The organism is Candidatus Binataceae bacterium (assembly GCA_035308025.1).
Classification (GTDB): Bacteria; Desulfobacterota; Binatia; order Binatales; family Binataceae; genus JAJPHI01.
Genome location: DATGHL010000054.1, coordinates 1 through 17,817, shown reverse-complemented (window position 1 = coordinate 17,817; position 17,817 = coordinate 1). Strand labels below are relative to the sequence as shown.

The window sequence follows — 17,817 nt, the reverse complement described above, 5'->3', positions numbered from 1 at the left end:
CATGCGATGAAGTGAAATTCTTCAAAATGGATTAAGCTGAAACCGCGCGGCAACCTCATTGCTCTGATGCATTCCGCGTTGCCGAGCAAGAGCGCGACAACCGATCGCAGAGTGCGATTCAGTGAAAAATCAGCGAAGCATCCCGCTCGCGATGACGATTGCCGGCAGCGATCCCGGCGGCGGCGCAGGCCTGCAAGCTGACCTGAAAACCTTTGCCGCCTGCCGCGTCTACGGCTTCTCGGTCCTTACCGCGATCATCGCGCAGAACAGCAATCGTGTCGCGCGGATGGTCGGAGTCGATCCTGCGATGGTCGCGGCGCAAATCAGCCTGCTCGCCGAAGAGCGGCGGCCCGACGCGCTCAAGACCGGAGCGCTCGCGATGGCGGCCAACGTCAGAACGATTGCCGAGAGTATTCGCGAGCTGCGTCTCCCGGCGCCGGTGGTCGATCCGGTGATGCTTTCGAGCAGCGGCCACCGCCTGTTGGACCTCGCGGGCGAAAAATCCCTGATCGTCGATCTGCTTCCGCTCGCTCGCGTCGTTACGCCGAACATTCCTGAGGCCGAAAGGCTGAGCGGCATCGCGATCGACACTCCGGCCGCGATGCGCCTGGCCGCCCGCGCGATCCGCAAACTCGGGGCGCGCGCAGTAGTGATCAAAGGTGGGCACCCGTTTCGCGGCGCTGGAGCGTTCGATTCTTCTCGGGCGACCGATCTGCTGCTCGACGGCCGCAGCTTTATCGAGTTGAGTTCGGCGCGAATTCCCGGAGGCGGCGCCCACGGCGCCGGATGCGCATTCTCGGCCGCGATCGCGGCCCATCTCGCGCGCGGTGAATCACTCGAATGCGCGGTCCGCCTCGCGAAGCAGTTCATGACCCGTACTCTGCGGCGGCCGATCCGATTCGGTGCCGGTCGCCCGCTCCTCGACCATCTCAGCGTTGCTTCACCAGTTCGTGTAGCGCCGCGATGAGATTGTGGCTGACCTCTTTGCCGCCGCCGAGCTTGATCAGCGCGTAGCGCTCGTCGGCATCGAGCCTGTCCCAGTCCGCTTGCGCGAGCGCGACCCCGGCTGCCCGCGCGCGCTCGATCAACGGCGCTGGCGGCATCGCGGGCGGGTCCGCCGCTCGGCGCATTTCCTCCGAAAGCTCCTTGGACCTGCCGGCGCGTCGATTCTGCAGGGCTTCCTCAATAAAGGTCCGCAGTGCGGCGCATTCGTCGGCCTCTCCCACTGGCAGATGACAGATGGCCAGCCGCTCGCCGCGCCCGAGCGCCTGCCACTGCTCAAGGCTGATTTTCACCCCGACGCGGTCAAGCTTGCGCCGCACCGTCATCGGCACGCAGCTCAAGCTCTGATGGACTTCATCCTCAAACTTAAAGTAACGCATGATGTACGTTCACCCGCGGCATTGATGCTGCCAGCATAGCATCTCGGCGTGCGTACTCGTTGCTCGCCCACTTGACGCCTCTACCCCAATGGACAACGCTTTGGCCCAAGCGGAAGTCGGGGCGAAAATTCAGGACGAAGATTCAGTTGGACCGCGCACAGAATTGGGACCGCAGCAGAGTTGAGGCGATCGCGCACGCGCTCAAGGGCGAGCCCGGCGCACTGATGCCGATTCTGCGCCGCATCCAGGACGAACTCGGCTGGGTGCCGCGCGACAGTGTTCCGCTCATCGCAGAAATTCTCAATCTCTCGCGCGCCGAGGTCCACGGCGTCGTCAGCTTCTACCATGATTTCCGCCACGCGCCGCCCGGACTCCACGTCATCCGCGTCTGCCGCGCCGAATCCTGCCAGGCGGTCGGCGGCGTCGCGCTCGCCGAGCACATCAAGCGTCGGCTGAGTCTCGATTTCGGCGAAACCTCGCCCGACGGCAAATTCACGCTCGAAGCGGTTTACTGCCTCGGCAATTGCGCCTGTTCTCCCGCCGCGACGATCAATGACGAGCTGTTCGGCCGCTTAAGCCCCTCTGCTTTTGACGCGGCCATTGCCCGCCATGACCAGGAGCGCCGACAGGACCGCCGATGAGCGCGACACTGGTTTACGTTTCGGGCGATTCCGGTGCGCTCTCGCTCGGCGCTGAGGCCGTCGCGCGGACGATCGCGGTTGAGGCCGAACGCCGGGGTGCGTTGGTGCGCATCATTCGTAACGGCTCGCGCGGACTCTACTGGCTTGAACCGTTGATTGAGGTTGCGACGCCGGCCGGCCGCTTCGCCTATGGGCCGGTCGCTGCCGGGGACATGCCTGCGCTTTTCGATGCGGGCTTACTCGACGGTGGCGCGCATCGGCTGGCGCTGGGCCTAACGGACGAGATTCCCTATCTGAAGAATCAGCAGCGCCTGACGTTTGCCCGTGTCGGTGTGATCGATCCGCTGGCGCTCGACGATTACCTCGCGCATGGCGGCTATCACGGACTCGAGCGCGCGCTCGCGATCAGCGATGCGCAAATCGTCGAAGAAGTTACGCTTTCCGGGCTGCGTGGCCGTGGCGGCGCCGGGTTTCCCGCGGGCATCAAATGGCGCACGACACGTGAGACCGCGGCCCCACAAAAATATGTCGTGTGCAATGCCGACGAGGGCGACTCCGGGACTTTCTCCGATCGCATGTTGATGGAGGGCGATCCCTTCACCCTGATCGAAGGAATTACCATCGCGGCGCTCGCGGTCGGCGCTACTGAAGGGTATATCTATTTGCGTTCGGAATATCCGCACGCGCGGCGCACTCTCAGCGCAGCCCTCGAGATCGCCACGGCGCGCGGCTACCTCGGCGAGAATCTGCGCGGTTGCGGCAAGAATTTCAAGTTACACTTGAGAATCGGGGCGGGCGCCTACATCTGCGGCGAAGAGACCGCGATGCTCGAAAGTCTTGAAGGCAAGCGCGGGATGGTCCGCTTCAAGCCACCGCTCCCCGCGATCGCCGGGCTCTTCGGCCGTCCCACCGTAATCAACAACGTCATCACGCTGGCCTCGGTGCCGGTAATCCTCGAAAAGGGTGGGGCGTTCTACAAAAACTTTGGGATGGGACGCTCGCTCGGCACGATTCCGCTCCAGCTCGCCGGCAACGTCAAGCGGCCCGGTTTGATCGAAAAGGCTTTTGGCCTAACGCTCCGTGAAATCATTTACGAGTATGGCGGCGGCACGGCGAGCGGCCGGCCGCTGCGCGCCGTGCAGGTGGGCGGCCCGCTCGGCGCCTATTTCCCCGAGTCGATGCTCGACCTGCCGCTGGATTACGAAGCGATCGCGGCCAAGGGCGGGCTGCTCGGCCACGGCGGCATCGTGGTCTTCGACGACTCGGTCGATCTCGCACGGCAAGCGCGCTATGCGATGGAGTTCTGCGCGATCGAATCCTGCGGCAAGTGCACGCCTTGCCGGATTGGCTCGACGCGCGGCATCGAAGTGATCGATTGCATTATCGCGACCCGCGACGATGCGAAGCTCGCGCAGGCGGAACTGCTGCGCGATCTCTGCGAAACCATGACGGCCGGATCGTTGTGTGCGCTTGGCGGGCTGACGCCGCTTCCCGTGACCAGCGCGCTCCGCTACTTCCCCGAAGACTTCGGTCTGCCGCGCTCGTCAACCTCCTGAGCCGCGGGCACCGGATCACAGCGGATTCCGGTTCCGATCTCGCAGCCGACCCTGATAGAGTTTTGACCAGGTGATGTAGGTGCAAGCGATTGACGACAAAGACCTCGGCACGCCGGCGCGGCTCTCGGAGCAGACCGTCACGCTCGAAGTCGACGGCCGCGAGGTAAGCGTCCCCGGCGGGACTTCGATTTTGCGGGCGGCGGCCTTCGCCGACATCGCGATTCCCAAGCTCTGTGCGAGTGATTCCCTCGAGCCCTTCGGCTCGTGCCGTCTGTGCCTGATCCAGGTCGAAGGGCGCAACGGCTATCCGGCCTCATGCACTACGCTGGTCGAGCCCGGCATGAAGGTTCACACGCAAAGCGACAAGCTTAAGAAGTTGCGCCGCGGCGTGATGGAACTCTACATGTCGGACCATCCGCTCGACCCCTTCGAGTGCAAGGCGGGCGGCAAGTGCGAGCTGCACGAGATGGCGCGTGCGGTCGATCTCGAAGAAGTCCGCTACGACCGCGACGGCCGCAACCATCTGGCCTTGCAGGTTGATGATTCGAACCCATACTTCAGCTTCGATCCCTCGCGCTGCATCCTGTGCTCGCGATGCGTGCGCGCCTGCGACGAGATTCAGGGAACCTTTGCGCTGACCATCGACGGGCGCGGCTTCGACTCACTGATGTCGCCAGGACAGCATCAGCATTACATCGATTCCGAGTGCGTCTCCTGCGGCGCCTGCGTGCAGGCCTGCCCGACCGACGCCCTGATGGAAAAGACGTCTCTGGAAAAGGGCCGCGCCGACCGCGCCGTCGTCACCACCTGCGGCTATTGCGGGGTCGGCTGTTCGTTCAAAGCCGAGATGCGCGGGGACGAAATCGTCCGCATGACGCCCAACAAAAACGGCCTGCCCAACCATGGCCACTCCTGCGTCAAGGGGCGCTTCGCGTGGGGCTATGCGACGCATCCGGATCGCGCCGTCAAACCGATGATTCGTGCTCGTATCAGCGATCCGTGGCGCGAAGTTTCGTGGGACGAGGCGCTGCGCTACGCCGCCGCCGAGTTCAAGCGCGTCCAGCAAAAGTATGGGCGCGGCGCGGTCGGCGGCATCACGTCGTCGCGATGCACCAACGAGGAAGCCTACCTGGTGCAGAAACTGGTGCGCGCAGCCTTCGGCAACAACAACGTCGACACCTGCGCGCGGGTCTGCCACTCCCCCACCGGCTATGGACTCAAGACCGCCTTCGGCACGCCAGCCGGCACGCAGGACTTCGATTCGATTCTCGCCACCGACGTGATCTTCGTGATCGGCGCGAACCCCACCGAGGGCCATCCGGTTTTCTCCTCGATCATGAAGCGGCGCATCCGCGAGGGCGCGCGCCTGATCGTCGCGGACCCGCGCCGGATCGAGCTGGTCCGGATGCCACACGTAGAGGCCGATTTCTTTCTGCAGCTCATGCCCGGGACCAACGTCGCCCTGCTCAACGCGCTCGCATATACGATTGTTACCGAGGGGCTTGCGAACGAAAGCTTCGTGAAGGATCGCTGCGAATCTCGCGAATATCAGATTTGGCGCGATTTCATCGTTGACGCGAAAAATTCTCCGGAGGCTGTTGCGACCATCACCGGCGTCCCCGCCGAGCAGATTCGCGGCGCGGCGCGTCTCTTCGCCCGGGGCCCGAACTCAGCCATCTACTATGGGCTCGGCGTCACCGAGCATAGCCAGGGCAGCACCGCGGTGCTCGCGATGGCGAATCTCGCGATGGTCACCGGCAACCTCGGGCGCGCCGGCGTCGGCGTGAATCCGTTGCGCGGCCAGAACAACGTCCAGGGCTCCAACGACGTCGGTTCCTTCCCGCACGAACTGACCGGCTATCGCCACGTTTCCGATCCCAAACTGCGCGCAGAGTTCGGGCAGGCTTGGGGCGTCACGCTCGATCCCGAGCCGGGCCTGCGCATCCCCAACATGTTCGACGCCGCGCTCGACGGCAGCTTTCGCGGCCTCTACATCGAGGGCGAGGACATTGCCCAATCCGATCCCAACTCCGAGCACGTCGCCGCGGCGCTCTCCGCGATGGAGATCGTGGTCGTGCACGATATCTTTCTCAACGAGACCGCGAAGTACGCCCACGTCTTTCTCCCCGGCTCGTCGTTCCTGGAAAAGAACGGCACTTTCACCAATGCCGAGCGGCGCATCTCGCGCGTGCGCAAGGTCCTGCCGCCGCTCGCCGGCAAGGAAGATTGGGAGGTCACCTGCGATCTCTCTCGCGCCCTCGGCTATCCGATGGAGTATGCCCATCCCTCCGAGATCATGGACGAGATTGCGCGCCTCACTCCCACTTTCACCGGCGTCAGTTACGCTAAGCTCGATCGCCTGGGCAGCGTGCAGTGGCCCTGCAACGACCTCGCGCCTGAGGGCACGCCGGTTATGCACGTCGGCGAGTTCGTGCGCGGCCGCGGCCGCCTCTTGCAGACCGCCTACGTGCCGACCGACGAACGCACCAGCGCGCGTTATCCGTTGATTCTCACCACTGGCCGCATTCTCACCCAGTACAACGTCGGCACGCAGACCCGGCGCACGAAGAACGTCGTGTGGCACGGCGAGGATCGCCTCGAGATTCATCCGCACGACGCTGAGCAGCGCGGCGTGCGCGACGGCGACTGGATCGAGCTCGCGAGCCGTGCCGGCGCGGTGACGCTGCGCGCGCAGTTGACTGAGCGGCTCCAGCCCGGCGTCGTCTACACGACGTTTCATCATCCCGAGAGCGCGGCCAACGTCGTGACGACGGAAAATTCCGACTGGGCGACGAATTGCCCCGAATACAAAGTCACCGCGGTGCAGGTGAAACCGACGACCCGCCGCCCCGAGCGCCTGCCCGCCGGACGCGCTTCCGCGTCGGCGCCCCACGCCGCTAAGTAGTCCCGGGATCGCGGCGATGGAGCTGCATCACTTGATCAAGATGGCCAACGAGATCGGCGGCTTTTTTGCGCAGATGCCCGACCACGACGAGGCGCAAACCGCGATCGCGGGCCATCTGCGCAACTTCTGGGACCCGCGGATGCGCCGCCAGTTGATCGATTACGCCTGCCGCGACGGCGCGGATTTGACTGCGATCGTCCGCGCTGCCGTCCTCGCCCTCGACACTCCTGCGCAGCCGGCTTGACGATCCGATGGACGACTCGATTCCGATGACCAGCGCAATCAAAGATCATCCGGCGTTGAAGTGGCGCGACGGCCGCGGCGTATGCGCCGACGAGCATCTCGCCGTCGAGGAGCCGCTCGAAATCCGCCTTGGTGGCCGCCGCTTCACCCTCACGATGCGCACCCCCGGCCACGACGAAGAACTCATCGCCGGTTTTCTTCTCGCCGAGGGCTTTATCGCCGCGCGCGGCGAGATCGACGAGATGCGCCGCGTCCGCACCGCCGACGGCGGCTCCGAGCCCAACGTCCTCGACGTCATCCTGCGCGTTCCCGCGGCCAGGCTGCGCGAGCGCCTGAAGCGCAATTTCACTATCTCGTCGAGTTGCGGCGTCTGCGGCAAGACCAGCATCGAGGCGCTCCAGCGCCGACTCGAGCCCTTGCGCCGCGGCCTTCGCATCTCCAATGAAACGGTTCTGCGCCTGCCGCCGATCATGCGCAAGACTCAGGACGTCTTCACTGCGACCGGGGGTTTGCACGCCGCCGCGCTGTTTACTGCTGGTGACGATGCGCCCGCGCTCGTCGTTCTCCGTGAGGACGTCGGCCGCCATAATGCTGTCGATAAAGTGATCGGCTACGCGCTGATGCATGACCTAATTCCGCTCGATCGCGCTGTCGTCATGGTCAGCGGCCGCTTGAGTTTCGAGATCGTTCAAAAGACCGCCGCCGCCGGCGTCCCGATTCTCTGTGCGGTCTCGGCCCCGTCATCGCTGGCGGTCGAGCTCGCCGACGAAGCCGGCATGACCCTGATCGGCTTCGTGCGCGAAGCCGGCTTCAACGTCTATACCCATCGCGAGCGTATTTTGGTTTAAGCTCGAAGCGCGCTCACCCACTCAACCAAATCGGAGCCTGCGATGAAGATTGCTGCGATCAAGCCCGCCAAGGCCAAAGCCGAAACTCTGCTGCCCCGCACGCTCGCCGTCGATATCGGCGGCAGCGGGATCAAAACGATCGTGCTCGATCCCTACGGCGCCCCCATCACCGAGCGCAACCGGATCGCGACGCCGCCGCGCGCCACTCCGGATCAGGTGCTCGGTGTCATCGCCAAGCTGGCCGCCGCGCAAGGCCCCTTTGAACGGGTCTCGGCCGGCTTTCCCGGTGTGATCAAGAACGGCGCGACCTTTACGGCGACTAACCTCGGTAAAGGCTGGATCGGCTTCCAGCTCGCGAAAGCCGTTAGCGAATCGCTCGGCCGTCCCGCGCGCGTCGCCAACGACGCCGACATTCAAGGACTGGGGGTCATCAGCGGACACGGCGTCGAACTAGTCATTACGCTCGGCACTGGCTTGGGTTCGGTGCTGTTCGTCGACGGCCACCGGATTCATATCGAGCTCTCCCATCACCCGTTTCGTAAGGGGCTCTCCTATGAGGACGAGCTTGGCAAGCGCGCCCTCAAATCCGGCGGCGGTAAAAAATGGAACAAGCGCCTGCTGGAGGCGATCACCCTGCTCAAGCAGACTTTCATCTATGATCGGTTCTATATTGGCGGCGGCAACACCAAGTTCATCACGATCAAGCTGCCGCCGGAGGTGACGATCGTCAGCAACGAGTCGGGCCTGCTTGGCGGAATCAAGCTCTGGGAGGATTCATCCGGCGCTGATTCCCAATCGAACCGCGCTGCGCCCACCGCGGTACTCGACGCGCCCGGCTCCTCGGCTGAAAATCCGCCCGTAGACTGAGGCGCCAATAGCTGCCTTACGCCGTTTGACGACCCTAATCGGCTGGCGAAGTTCAAGATTTCGTAATCACCCCTTTACAAGATTGATCCTCTTTGCGGGCTAGGCTCGCGTCGGTCCCAATCACGGGACTAAATCATGGAGGATCAAGAATTGACAAGACGTAAAAGTTTGAGGGCGGCGTGCGCCGCCGGGATGCTCGCGGCGCTGATGCCCGCTGAACATGCGTCCGCGGCATCCGGCATCAGTCATGTTCTGCTGCTCAGCGTCGACGGGATGCATGCGCTCGATCTCGTGAACTGTGCGAACGGCATCAGCGGAGTGAATGGGGGCGCGCCTTATTGTCCGAATCTGGCGGCGCTTGCAAAAAACGGTTTGACTTACACCAATAGTTCCACCTCTAAGCCGTCGGACTCGTTTCCCGGCCTGATGGCGATTGTGACCGGTGGCTCGCCGCGCACGGTCGGCGCCTACTATGACGTAGCCTACGATCGCGTGCTCGCCCCCCCGCTGATTACCACCGGCAACGGGCTCGACGGCGGGACCTGCACCCCCAATGTCGCCAATGGCACACGCACCGAATACGAGGAAGGCATCGACTTCGATCAAACCAAGCTCAACGGCGGCGCGGCGACCGGTGATGGCGGTGCCAACTCGATCGATCCGAGGAGACTTGAACGCGACCCCTTCAACAACTGCCAACCGGTTACTCCGAACAACTTCGTCCGCACCAACACCATCTTCGGCGTCGCTCACGCCGCTGGCATGCACACCGCCTGGGAAGACAAGCACGCGGCCTATGTCGCCGTATCGGGGCCTGGCAACACCAGCAATCTCAACGATTTCTATGGGCCGGAGATCAACTCGAATTCCGCCAATTATATCCCGTTGCCGAATATGACCGTGCAGAACTGCAGCCCGTTGCCCGACCAGGCAGCGGTGGCGGCTGGCGATGACTACACCGGTAGCTTCCAGAACATCCAGTGCTACGACAGCCTCAAGGTCCAGGGCATCATCAACCAGATCGACGGCAAGAACCACAACGGCAGCATCACAATGCCCGTGCCGAATATCTTCGGCATGAACTTCCAGGCCGTTAGCATTGGCCAGAAGTTGATTTACCAGGATGCGACCACGGTGGCGCCGGGCTACAGCATCACCGGCGGTTATCTGGACGCGCTCGGCACTCCGAGTCCATCACTGTTTCAGGAGATCTCGTATATCGACAACTCGATTGGCCTCATGGTCGCCGAGCTCGCCAAGCAGGGCCTCTCGAGCTCGACCATGATCGTCGTTACCGCCAAGCACGGCCAATCGCCAATCGACCCCCTGCGCTTCTTCCCGATCCCCGGCCACAGCCCGTTGAACAACGGGATGTCACCGTCGACGCTGCTCGGCAGCACGTATCTGCCGGATTCGGAGATCAACCAGATCGGACCGACCGAAGACGATGTATCGCTGCTTTGGCTCTCGCCTGGCGCTAGCCTTTCGGGTGCGCTGTCAGTGCTACAAACTCCCGCGAACGAGACCGCGGCAGGCATCGGCGAGATTTTCGCCGGCAACTCACTGACGCCAATCTACGGCGTTCCGGGCCTGCCGCCGAATGATCCGCGTACGCCGGACATCATCGTCACGCCGAATTTCGGCGTGGTTTATACCGGCAGCAAGAAGAAACTCGCGGAGCACGGCGGGTTTTCGCATGACGACACCAACGTGATCATGCTGCTCTCGAACCCGAGCTTTGCGGCCAGGACGATCACGATTCCGGTGCAGACGGCGCAGGTCGCACCGAGCATCCTCCACGCGCTCGGCTTGAATCCGCGTTCGCTGCGCGCGGTGCAGCTTGAGGGCACCACGGTGCTGCCGCTGCTGCCGTTCTGATTTCCATCAGCAGCGTCTTTTCAACCAACCGGGGCGGGCGTCCCACGACGCCCGCTCCCACTCCGCTGCATCTGGATGACAGCGAGACACGCGCCAGCTACGCTGGTGCGATGCGGCTGGCCGCCATCGACGTCGGCTCGAACTCGCTCCACATGATCATCGCCGACGTCACCCGCGACGGCCGGATCGACGTCATCGATCGCGTCAAAGAGATGGTCCGCCTCGGCCGCCGCTCCTTCACCACCGGCCGCCTCACCGATGAAGCCATGGAGATGGCGGTGCGGACGCTGGCCTACTTTCGCCGCCTCGCCAAGCTGCGGCGTGTTGGCCGGATGCGCGCCGTCGCCACCAGCGCCGTGCGCGAAGCCCACAATCGCACCGAGTTCATCCAGCGCATCCGGCGCGAGACCGGCATCGCGGTCGAGATTATCTCCGGCCACGACGAGGCCCGCCTGATTTTCGACGCCGCGCGGCACGCGCTTGGGCTCGAAGGCGGACCCCACCTGCTCGTCGATGTCGGCGGCGGCAGCGTCGAACTCGTGCTGGTCAAGGATGCGAAACCGCTGTGGTTGAAGAGCGTCCGGCTCGGCGCCGCCCGCCTGACCGAGCGTTTCCTCTTCGACGATCCGCCGACCACTGCCCAGCGCAAGCGCCTGCACGAGCATCTCGAGGAGGAGATCGGCGGTTACTTGCGCAACGCCCGCAAGGCCGGCGTCGTCCGCGCCATCGGCACCTCAGGCACCATCAACACGCTGGTCGCGATGGCGCGCGGGGCGCGCGGAGAGGAGCTCGGCCGACTGCACGGGGCGAGCGCCTCGGCCGCCGAAATCGCCGCGATCAGCGCTCAGTTGCTTGAAGCCAATGCTGCCTTGCGCGCTGATCTGCCTGGTATCGACGCCAAGCGCGCCGACCAGATGGCCGCCGCTGGAATGCTCGCGGACTTCGTGCTCCGCCGCTCCGGCGCACAGGAGCTGGTCGCCTGCACCTGGGCGATGCGCGAAGGGTTGTTGCTCGGTCTCTTGCGCGGCAATGGGTCCGGCCGCAGTACTGATGCGCGCCGCCGGTCTGTGCAAGGCCTCGCCGCGCGCTTTCTTGACGACAATGCTCACGGCCGCCACGTTGCCCGGCTCGCGCTCAGCCTCTTCGACGCCACCGCTCTCGTCCTCGGGCTCAACGGCGACGCCCGCGAGCTGCTCGAATACGCCGCGCTGTTGCACGATGTCGGCCACGCCGTCGATCACGACCGGCACAATCGACACTCCTATTATTTGATCAAAAATGCCGAGCTGCTCGGTTTCGATCAGGATGAAATCGACGTCATCGCGCTCGCTGCCCGCAGCCATCGCAAGCAGGGCGGCCAGCTCGATTCCAGCGAGTTGCGCGGCCTCGACGCCGGCCGGCGACGCACGGTGCGCGGACTGGCCGCGATTCTGCGGGTGGCCGACGCGCTGGACCGCAGCCACTTCGGTGTGGTCAAAGGGCTCAAGACGCGTTATGCGCCGGGCCGCATGACGATCGAGATTAGCGCCGACCCGCACGACGGCGAACTTGAAATCTGGACCTGCGAACGCCGCACAGAGCTCTTGGAGAAATTGCTCGATCGCCGCATAATCCTGCAGAATTAAACTAGGAATCTTGCAGACCAAAATCGGCTGAAACCTTGTGTTAAGAAAGCTGGTCGGTCCATGGAACGAGTTGGAATTGGAAAGTCAAAAAGAAATCCCGGTTCACGTATGATAGCCTCCCTTAGAGCGCTCTTGGGCCCGCTTGCCCTCGTCCTCACCTTTGTGATCTGCGCCTTCTACGCCTGCCAGTCGCGCAAACCCAGTGCTGCCGCCGTCCCGACCGGCAGCTCCAGCCCATCGCACCAGGCGGCGATCCGGCTCGCGTCCGTTGTCGCGCCGCCATCCGCCGGTCAGCCCGTCCAGGCCATCAAGGCCGCGCTGGCCGTCGTCAAGGCTGCCGACGACGCCTGGAATCGCGGCGATGCAAAGGCCTTTTTCAAAAATTACTCGAACGACGCCCACTGGACCTACTCCGCCGCCACCCCGACCAAGCTCCCGGCTCCAAATCAAGTCATCCTCCAACGCCAGCAGCTCGAGCAGACCATCTCGGCGGCTGGCTTCCGCTTCAGTCCCTACAAGACCACTCAGACCTGGATCTCCTTCCCTTCGGCCAACGTGGCTGAAGTCCATTCGATTATCGAGTTCGTCAATGGCCGGGCCGCCGGACCCTATGTGAATGGCCCGGTCGTGAGCACCCTCAACAACGTCAACGGAACCTGGACCATCACCCATGTGGTGAGCGGCGTCAATCTGATCGGCCATCTCGATATCTGCGGATTTATCGGGGCTGCATGTTGCTCCGGATGGGTCTACAACGGTTCCGGCATCCCTCAGCCGATCAGGACTTGCGAGAGCGGCGCCGCCTGCAATGGCGATATTTGCGTTGCCGGACCAACTCCGGTGCCCTGCGGCGGACTGGGCCAAGACTGTTGCCCGGACCCCGACTCCAATGATAGCGCCTACGACTTCTGCACTTCTGTCTCAGACACCGTTTGCTACACTTGGCAGGGTCCGCACGGGACCTGTGAGCCCTGCGGCGCCCCTGGCCAGGGCGTCTGCGCCTCGAATCACTGCGCGGCCGGCGCGGTCGCGCGCGGCGGATTCTGCCTCGCCTGCGGCGCCCCCGGACAGCCATGCTGCAGCAACGGCTGCACTGACGCCAGCGTCTGTTCCGCCACCCAGGGCTATACCTGCGCTGCCTGCGGCATCGAGGGCAACGCGCCGTGCGTCGGCGCTTCTCCGTGCACCGATGATCTCCATCTCGATTTTCAAAACGGGCAGTCGGTCTGCACCTTCAATTGCGGACATGGGCCGGGACAGCCCTGCCCGGCCGGTTCGGACGAATGCGGGAGCCAGGGCGTTATCATCGGGCCGCAGAGACCCTGCGAGCAGCCGCTCAACGGCAAGGATTTGTCCGGGGGCGGGCTCTACTACTGTTACAACTCGATGATCGACACTTTTGGCAATTGCACCTGCGTCGCCAACACGATCAGCACCTGTCCGGTGAGCACTTCCGTTCCCAAGCCGCCCGCGCCCAACTCCGGCCTCTGCATCCAGGGCCAATTCACCGACATTTCAGGCCATGGCTGCTAACGCAGCCATGGCTCGCCGCCCCGCCACAAGCGCAGGTCGCTCCCGCGTCGTCGTAGCACTCACTCCATCGTCTGTCGGACACTGAGCGGGCTCGCTTCACGTCTGCCTTTCCCCCGGCAGACCCTAAGCTATCGGTGGGATCCTTCGATAGGACCAAATAAAACGCTTTGCGATTCAACCCTCGGGGACTTGACCGGACCGATTTTTTGGACCGAATGCAGTGAGAGAATTCATACGGCATTCGCGCAGCGAATAGAAAATCTCGCCGTTGAGGCATCTATGGACCAGGCCTGTGCGCGAGGTCGTAAATCGACGGATCGAGCCCGGCCGCATGACTATCGAAGTCAGCGCGGATCCGCATGAGGGCGAACTCGAGACCTGCGAACGCCGCACCGAGCTCTTGGAGAAATTGCTCGATCGCCGCATAATCTTGCAGAATTAAAACATCGTGAATCCGGGGTCATCGCGCGACGCGCAAGCAGCTCTGGCGCGGCCGCCGCAATTGTTGTTGGCGCCCGGTGCCGCCGCCGCCGACGCCACGGCTGGCGCTCTTGCAGCCGGCGCGGCGGCACTCAGGTTCTACGAGCCGCTGGCCCGCGCCGGCGACGTCGAAGCGATCCATCAGTTCCGCGTCAGCGTGCGCCGCCTGCGAGCTGCCGTCGACCTGCTCGCCCCACTGGTGCACGGCTCACGCCTACGCTTTTATCGCCGCGAACTGCCGTTATTGGGTCGCGCTGCCGGTGCGGTGCGCGATTGTGACGCCTTGGCGGAGCTGATTCATACAAACTCGGCCGCGCTCGAACCGCAGATTGCGCGCGGGCTCGTACCGGCCTATCAAGCGCTCGCGGACCGCCGCGTCGCCGCTCTGCGCGCGCTGAACGCGTTCGTTGACTCCAAACGCTACCGGATTCTGCTTGCTCGCCTGGCGCCGACTCTTACCCGCACGCTGCCTGCATCGGCGACCGTTCTGACGCGCGCGCCGATTCTCTTGCGGCCGGTCGCACGCGCTGCCGAACGCGCCGGCGTTCGCCTCGCCGCGGACTCGCCGCCAACGGTTTTTCATAACCTGCGCACGCGGCTCAAGCGGATGCGCTATGCGGTCGAGATGCTGGAGCCGATGGCGGGCAAGCGCACCGCCAAGACACTTAAAAAGCTGCGCGCGCTGCAGGAAGAGCTCGGTGAGCTCCAGGACCTGGTCACCACGAGTGCCTGGTTGCGCGATTTCGTCAGCGGCGCCGCGTTGCCGCCGGAAACCCTGATCGCGACCGGTGCGCTGATGCAATATCTCAACCAGCGCCGCGCACAGGTCGCTGTTCACGCTTTCCGTCGCTGGAAGAAATTCGCGCACAGCGCAGGCCTGAGCAAGGCGATGAGCGAAATTGGCGCGCTCGCGCGCCTCCGCCACGACGCCGCGAGCAACGGCGCACCGCCGCGCGCGGATCCGATTCCGCCGCCCAAATCCACGTGATCCTCTACCTCCTGCGCCACGCGCAGGCCGGCGAGCACCTCGCCGGTCGCGCCGACGACGCCCGCCGCCTCACCCTCGACGGGCGCAAGCGGATGCGTCAGGCTGCCGCCGGGATGCGCCGCCTCGGCCTGCGCTTCGACGCCATCCTCACGAGCCCGCTCCCGCGCGCCGCCGAGACCGCCGCGATCGTGGCCAAGGCTTACGATGGCCGCCCGCCTCCGCAACTGATCGAAGCGCTCGCCTGCCGCGTAGCCTCCGCCGACGCCATTACAGCGCTCACTCCGCTTGCTGCTCGCGAGCATGTCATGATCGTCGGCCACGAGCCGCAACTGAGCGCCGTCGCCTCGATCCTGCTGACCGGATCACCGGAGCGGCTGCGCATCCAACTCAAGAAGGGCGGCTGCCTCGCACTCGATCTCTCCTCGGGCCTCGAAGCGGGTCGTGCGGAACTCCTCTGGCTCCTGACGCAGCGCCAACTGCGTCGGTTGCGGAAATGATGACGGCTGCTGTTCGACTCGAAGCGGAACTCGCCGGTAACGTGTAGAGTGATTCCATGTTTTTGCGTCAACGCGCGCTCGAGCGCATCGCCCGCGAAAAGATGCTCTACCCGCGCCACCCGGGCGGCGACATCCCGGTCTGCGTCGTCTATCCCAATCGCTATCCGCTCGCGATGGCGAATCTGGGCTTTCAGGCCATCTACCATATCTTCGAATCGGATTCGTCAGTCGCCGCCGACCGCGCCTTTCTGCCCGACGACGATGAAATCGCCGCGATGCGCAACAGCCCCCAGCAATTGGTCTCCTTCGAGCGCGGCAAGCCGCTGACCGACTTCGAGATTCTTGCCTTTTCCATCTCGTTCGAGACCGACTATCTCAACTTCCTGACGATTCTGCGGCTGGCCGGAATCCCCGCGCGGCGGACGCAGCGCGGCGGCCGCAATTATCCGCTGATCGTCGCCGGCGGCTCCGCGGTTTTCTTGAACCCCGAGCCGATCGCCGATTTCGTCGATCTCTTCCTGATTGGCGAGGGCGAGGAGATGACGCCCGAATTTATCGCCGCGTATCGGGCAGAGCGGCATAAATCGACGCATGACGCGCCATTTCTCGACGCGATGGCGCCGGTGCGCGGCGCCTACAGGCCCGATCATTTCCTCCCATCCTACGACGGCGCAGGCCGTCTCGCCGGCGTCGATCACGTCGGTCCAGGAGCGGGCAAGGTCGAGCGCCGGCTGCTTCACGATCTCGACCGCTACCCGACCTCCTCGCTGATTCTCACCGAGGAATCGGTCTTCGGCGACATGTACCTGGTCGAAGCGAGTCGCGGATGCCAATGGGGATGCCGCTTCTGCGCCGCAGGCTTCATGTATCGGCCCATCCGTTATCGCAGTCCCGCTAACCTCGTCGCCGAATCAACTCGCGGTCTCAGCGAACGCAAGGTCATCGGCCTTGTTGGCGCTGAGATGGCGTCGGTACCCGGCGTCGCTACGATCGCGCAGGCGGTCGCGGACCGCGGCGGACGCCTCTCACCCTCGTCCCTCAAGGCCGATTGCATCTCGCCCGCTCTCGCGCAGGCGCTGGCGCGCAACGGTAATCGCAGCGTCACGATCGCACCCGAGGCGGGCAGCGAGCGGATGCGTAAAGTTATCAACAAGAATCTGACCGAGCCGGAGATCCTGCAGGCCGCGGATTTGCTGGTAGGCGAGGGTGTCAGTAACTTAAAGTTTTACTTCATGATCGGCCTGCCCGAGGAGCACGACGAAGATGTCCTCGAGATTGCGCGTCTGACCGGCACGCTACTCGAACGCATGCGCGCGAGAAAAAAGTCGGTGGGCCGGGTAACCGTCTCGCTCAATCCCTTCGTGCCGAAGCCATGGACTCCCTTCCAATGGGATCCGATGGAAGCGACGGCGTCGCTGAAGCGCAAGGTCGCGATGCTGCGTGCGCAACTGGGGCGGATTAGCGGAAATATCGAACTGGACGCGGAATCGCCCCGCGAGGCCTACTTCCAGACGTTGATTTCGCGCGGTGATCGGCGCGTGGGCGGAATTCTGGAGCGGCTCGAAGCGGCGGGCTGCGCGGACGCCGGCTCGATCTGGAATGAACTCGGGAAGCTTCGCCGCGGCGTCGACGGCGGGCCGCATCTCCCGAATCCGGATTCCTACGTGACGCGTCCGTATGCGCAGGATGAACTGCTGCCGTGGGACTTTATCGATCATCATATCGATAAGTGGTTCCTCGCGTCGGAGCGCAAGAAGGCCCATTACGCGCATCAGACCAAGCCCTGCGACGTGACCCGCTGCACCGTCTGCGGCGCCTGCTAGGGTCCTGAGTCATAAATAGATTGAATGAAATTGTAGTTCTGCCGGCGTCTTTTCGTAAGGAGGAAGGACGCCACTGCGGGCGAGGAGACCGACTCTCACCTTTGAGCTTAGCCGTATCTGAGCGAGAAGCGCTGGAGCGCTGGGCGCGCCGCGCCCAAGCCCTGGCCCAGCGCGCGGATTGTGCTGGAGTGCGCGAGTGGCCAGCCCAACAGCGCGGTCGCCCAGTGGCGCGGCGTGACCCATCAGACGGTGGGCAAATGGTGCCGGCGTTTTTGGCGCGGCGACTGGACGGCTTGCTGGATGAGCCGCGGCCGGGTGCCCCGCGCCAGGTGGGCGACCCGCAGATTGAGCGGGTGGTGCGCCTGACCTTGGAGAGACTGCCCCTCGACGCTGGCGCAACCTAGTCGAGCGCGTGTTCGCGGCGCTGACCGAAAAGCAACTGCGCCGCGGCGCGCACCGCAGCACCCGTGAACTCGAGGACGCCATCCGCCGTTATCTCGAAATCAACAACCGGCATCCCAAACCCTTCATCTGGACCAAAACCGCCGACC

The 17,817-nt window shown here is 64.1% G+C and carries 15 protein-coding genes; 14 read left to right on the top strand and 1 reads right to left on the bottom strand.

What is annotated here, in order from left to right; all coding sequences use genetic code 11:
• Window positions 1-121 precede the first annotated feature (121 nt).
• Window positions 122-967 (top strand): bifunctional hydroxymethylpyrimidine kinase/phosphomethylpyrimidine kinase, encoded by an 846-nt coding sequence (gene thiD / locus VKS22_17200; protein HLW72345.1) that lies wholly within the window; start codon window positions 122-124, stop codon window positions 965-967.
• Here thiD and VKS22_17195 read toward each other — a convergent pair.
• Complete coding sequence (locus VKS22_17195) at window positions 930-1,382, bottom strand: nitrate reductase associated protein (GenBank protein HLW72344.1); 453 nt, start codon at window positions 1,380-1,382, stop codon at window positions 930-932. The genes thiD and VKS22_17195 overlap by 38 nt on opposite strands.
• 146 nt (window positions 1,383-1,528) lie before the next feature.
• Between VKS22_17195 and VKS22_17190 the strand changes: the two genes are divergently transcribed.
• From VKS22_17190 to VKS22_17130, 13 genes are all read left to right on the top strand, one after another.
• The gene (locus VKS22_17190; GenBank protein ID HLW72343.1) at window positions 1,529-2,023 is read left to right on the top strand and encodes a formate dehydrogenase subunit gamma; all 495 of its coding nucleotides are present in this window, start codon (window positions 1,529-1,531) and stop codon (window positions 2,021-2,023) included.
• Window positions 2,020-3,579 (top strand): NADH-quinone oxidoreductase subunit NuoF, encoded by a 1,560-nt coding sequence (locus VKS22_17185; GenBank protein HLW72342.1) that lies wholly within the window; start codon window positions 2,020-2,022, stop codon window positions 3,577-3,579. The genes VKS22_17190 and VKS22_17185 overlap by 4 nt, the downstream gene beginning before the upstream one ends.
• A 79-nt stretch (window positions 3,580-3,658) precedes the next feature.
• Window positions 3,659-6,484 (top strand): formate dehydrogenase subunit alpha, encoded by a 2,826-nt coding sequence (fdhF, locus tag VKS22_17180; GenBank protein ID HLW72341.1) that lies wholly within the window; start codon window positions 3,659-3,661, stop codon window positions 6,482-6,484.
• Window positions 6,485-6,500: 16 nt separating this feature from the next.
• A complete protein-coding gene (locus VKS22_17175; GenBank protein HLW72340.1) occupies window positions 6,501-6,728 on the top strand; it encodes a formate dehydrogenase subunit delta in 228 nt (75 codons plus the stop codon).
• Window positions 6,729-6,735: 7 nt separating this feature from the next.
• Window positions 6,736-7,575, top strand: coding sequence for a formate dehydrogenase accessory sulfurtransferase FdhD (fdhD, locus tag VKS22_17170; GenBank protein HLW72339.1), 840 nt, complete (start codon window positions 6,736-6,738; stop codon window positions 7,573-7,575).
• Window positions 7,576-7,617: 42 nt separating this feature from the next.
• Window positions 7,618-8,442, top strand: coding sequence for an ROK family protein (locus VKS22_17165; protein HLW72338.1), 825 nt, complete (start codon window positions 7,618-7,620; stop codon window positions 8,440-8,442).
• A 150-nt stretch (window positions 8,443-8,592) separates the two neighbouring features.
• On the top strand, window positions 8,593-10,320 hold the full coding sequence (locus VKS22_17160; protein HLW72337.1) for an alkaline phosphatase family protein: 1,728 nt from the start codon (window positions 8,593-8,595) through the stop codon (window positions 10,318-10,320).
• A 110-nt stretch (window positions 10,321-10,430) separates the two neighbouring features.
• Window positions 10,431-11,945, top strand: coding sequence for a Ppx/GppA phosphatase family protein (locus tag VKS22_17155; GenBank protein HLW72336.1), 1,515 nt, complete (start codon window positions 10,431-10,433; stop codon window positions 11,943-11,945).
• Window positions 11,946-12,077: 132 nt separating this feature from the next.
• Window positions 12,078-13,478 (top strand): hypothetical protein, encoded by a 1,401-nt coding sequence (locus VKS22_17150; GenBank protein ID HLW72335.1) that lies wholly within the window; start codon window positions 12,078-12,080, stop codon window positions 13,476-13,478.
• Window positions 13,479-13,770: 292 nt separating this feature from the next.
• The gene (locus VKS22_17145; GenBank protein HLW72334.1) at window positions 13,771-13,920 is read left to right on the top strand and encodes a hypothetical protein; all 150 of its coding nucleotides are present in this window, start codon (window positions 13,771-13,773) and stop codon (window positions 13,918-13,920) included.
• Between the two features lie 6 nt (window positions 13,921-13,926).
• Window positions 13,927-14,946 carry a CHAD domain-containing protein gene (locus tag VKS22_17140; GenBank protein ID HLW72333.1) on the top strand — a complete coding sequence of 340 codons (1,020 nt, stop codon included), beginning with the start codon at window positions 13,927-13,929 and terminating at the stop codon, window positions 14,944-14,946.
• Entirely contained in the window at window positions 14,943-15,443 is a 501-nt protein-coding gene (sixA, locus tag VKS22_17135) for a phosphohistidine phosphatase SixA (protein ID HLW72332.1), read from the top strand. The genes VKS22_17140 and sixA overlap by 4 nt, the downstream gene beginning before the upstream one ends.
• 56 nt (window positions 15,444-15,499) lie before the next feature.
• Window positions 15,500-17,266, top strand: a complete 1,767-nt coding sequence (locus VKS22_17130) for a radical SAM protein (protein HLW72331.1) — start codon at window positions 15,500-15,502, stop codon at window positions 17,264-17,266.
• Window positions 17,267-17,817: the final 551 nt, after the last annotated feature.